General features: G+C 54.8%; 1 rRNA gene. It reads left to right on the top strand.

Annotation, left to right across the window (positions count from 1 at the left end):
• The first annotated feature begins 85 nt into the window (after positions 1–85).
• A 23S ribosomal RNA gene (locus tag DI14_RS11130) occupies positions 86–2,999 on the top strand.
• Positions 3,000–3,011 lie beyond the last annotated feature (12 nt).

Below are 3,011 nucleotides of genomic sequence, written 5' to 3'. Positions count from 1 at the left end.
TTGTTCCTTGAAAACTGAAGATTCATCAAGACATCAAACCAAAATTTCACATATGGTCCGTGAGGACCGTGTGTCTTAGACGCTAGATCAAGGTAGAAAGGGCGTACGGTGGATGCCTTGGCACTAGGAGCCGATGAAGGACGCGACGAACAGCGAAATGCCCTGGGGAGTGGTAAGTACACGTTGATCCAGGGGTATCCGAATGGGGGAACCCACCGCCGGGAGACTGGCGGGACACCCGTGTGAATACATAGCACGGCGTGAGGCAGACCCGGGGAACTGAAACATCTAAGTACCCGGAGGAAGAGAAAGAAAATTCGATTCCCTGAGTAGCGGCGAGCGAAACGGGAACAGCCCAAACCAGGAAGCATGCTTCCTGGGGTTGTAGGACACTCTATACGGAGTTACAAAGGGATAGGATAGGTGAACGACCTGGAAAGGTCGGCCAGAGAAGGTGACGGCCCTGTAGCCGAAATCCTGTCCCCTCCAGAGTGGATCCTGAGTACGGCGGGACACGTGAAACCCCGTCGGAATCCGGGAGGACCATCTCCCAAGGCTAAATACTTCCTAGTGACCGATAGTGAACCAGTACCGTGAGGGAAAGGTGAAAAGCACCCCGGAAGGGGAGTGAAACAGATCCTGAAACCGTATGCCTACAAGTAGTCAGAGCCCGTTAACGGGTGATGGCGTGCCTTTTGTAGAATGAACCGGCGAGTTACGATGGCGGGCGAGGTTAAGCCGAAAAGGCGGAGCCGCAGCGAAAGCGAGTCTGAACAGGGCGCATCAGTCCGTCGTCGTAGACCCGAAACCAGGTGATCTACCCATGTCCAGGATGAAGGTCAGGTAACACTGACTGGAGGTCCGAACCCACGCACGTTGAAAAGTGCGGGGATGAGGTGTGGGTAGCGGTGAAATGCCAATCGAACCTGGAGATAGCTGGTTCTCTCCGAAATAGCTTTAGGGCTAGCCTCGAGGTGAAGAGTTCTGGAGGTAGAGCACTGATTGGACTAGGGGCCCCCACAGGGTTACCGAATTCAGTCAAACTCCGAATGCCAGTGACTTGTACTCGGGAGTCAGACTGCGAGTGATAAGATCCGTAGTCGAGAGGGAAACAGCCCAGACCATCAGCTAAGGTCCCCAAGTGTATGTTAAGTGGAAAAGGATGTGGCGTTGCACAGACAACTAGGATGTTGGCTTAGAAGCAGCCACCATTCAAAGAGTGCGTAATAGCTCACTAGTCGAGTGACGCCGCGCCGAAAATGTAACGGGGCTAAACATACCACCGAAGCTATGGATCCCGTAAGGGATGGTAGGAGAGCGTTCCAAGCAGCAGTGAAGCGGTATCGTGAGGAGCCGTGGAGCGCTTGGAAGTGAGAATGCCGGTGTGAGTAGCGAAAAGAGGGGTGAGAATCCCCTCCGTCGAAAGCCCAAGGTTTCCTGAGGAAGGCTCGTCCGCTCAGGGTTAGTCTGGACCTAAGCCGAGGCCGAAAGGCGTAGGCGATGGACAACAGGTTGATATTCCTGTACCGCCGTACCACCGTTCGAACGATGGGGGGACGCAGAAGGATAAGGTAACCGTGCGACTGGAAGTGCACGGACAAGCAGCGAGGCCGTCGGGTTGGCAAATCCGCCCGGCACACAAGGTCGAGCTGTGACGTGGAGCCCGTAGGGCGAAGTACCGGATTTCACGCTGCCAAGAAAAGCCTCTAGTGAGGAGGTCGGCGCCAGTACCGTAAACCGACACAGGTAGGCGAGATGAGAATTCTAAGACGCGCGGGATAACTCTCGTTAAGGAACTCGGCAAAATGGTCCCGTAACTTCGGGAGAAGGGACGCTTATGGCAACATAAGCCGCAGTGAATAGGCCCAAACGACTGTTTAGCAAAAACACAGGTCTCTGCTAAATCGCAAGATGAAGTATAGGGGCTGACGCCTGCCCGGTGCTGGAAGGTTAAGGGGATGTGTCATCGCAAGAGAAGCACTGAACCGAAGCCCCAGTAAACGGCGGCCGTAACTATAACGGTCCTAAGGTAGCGAAATTCCTTGTCGGGTAAGTTCCGACCCGCACGAAAGGCGTAACGATTTGGGCACTGTCTCAACGAGAGACCCGGTGAAATCATAGTACCTGTGAAGATGCAGGTTACCCGCGACAGGACGGAAAGACCCCATGGAGCTTTACTACAGCCTGATATTGAGGCTTTGTACGCGATGTACAGGATAGGTGGGAGTTTGTGAAGCCGGAGCGCCAGCTTCGGTGGAGACACCCTTGGGATACCACCCTTTGCGTATAGAGTCTCTAACTCGCAGCCGTGACCCGGCTGGAGGACCGTGTCAGGTGGGTAGTTTGACTGGGGCGGTCGCCTCCTAAACAGTAACGGAGGCGCCCAAAGGTTCCCTCAGAATGGTTGGAAATCATTCGAAGAGTGCAAAGGCAGAAGGGAGCTTGACTGCGAGACCTACAAGTCGAGCAGGGACGAAAGTCGGGCTTAGTGATCCGGTGGTTCCGCATGGAAGGGCCATCGCTCAACGGATAAAAGCTACCCTGGGGATAACAGGCTGATCTCCCCCAAGAGTCCACATCGACGGGGAGGTTTGGCACCTCGATGTCGGCTCATCGCATCCTGGGGCTGGAGTAGGTCCCAAGGGTTGGGCTGTTCGCCCATTAAAGCGGTACGCGAGCTGGGTTCAGAACGTCGTGAGACAGTTCGGTCCCTATCCGTCGTGGGCGCAGGAAATTTGAGGAGAGCTGTCCTTAGTACGAGAGGACCGGGATGGACGCACCGCTGGTGTACCAGTTGTTCCGCCAGGAGCATCGCTGGGTAGCTACGTGCGGACGGGATAAGTGCTGAAAGCATCTAAGCATGAAGCCCCCTCCGAGATGAGATTTCCCTTTGAGCAATCAAGAAAGACCCCTCAGAGACGATGAGGTAGATAGGTCATGGGTGGAAGCGTGGTGACACGTGGAGCTGAATGATACTAATCGGTCGAGGCTTTGATCTAGTCTATGGTTTG

The organism is Exiguobacterium sp. AB2, from assembly GCF_000696055.1.
Taxonomy (GTDB): domain Bacteria; phylum Bacillota; class Bacilli; order Exiguobacteriales; family Exiguobacteriaceae; genus Exiguobacterium; species Exiguobacterium alkaliphilum.
The sequence above is the reverse complement of the archived record's forward strand: the minus strand, read 5'-3'. Positions and strand labels throughout refer to the sequence as shown.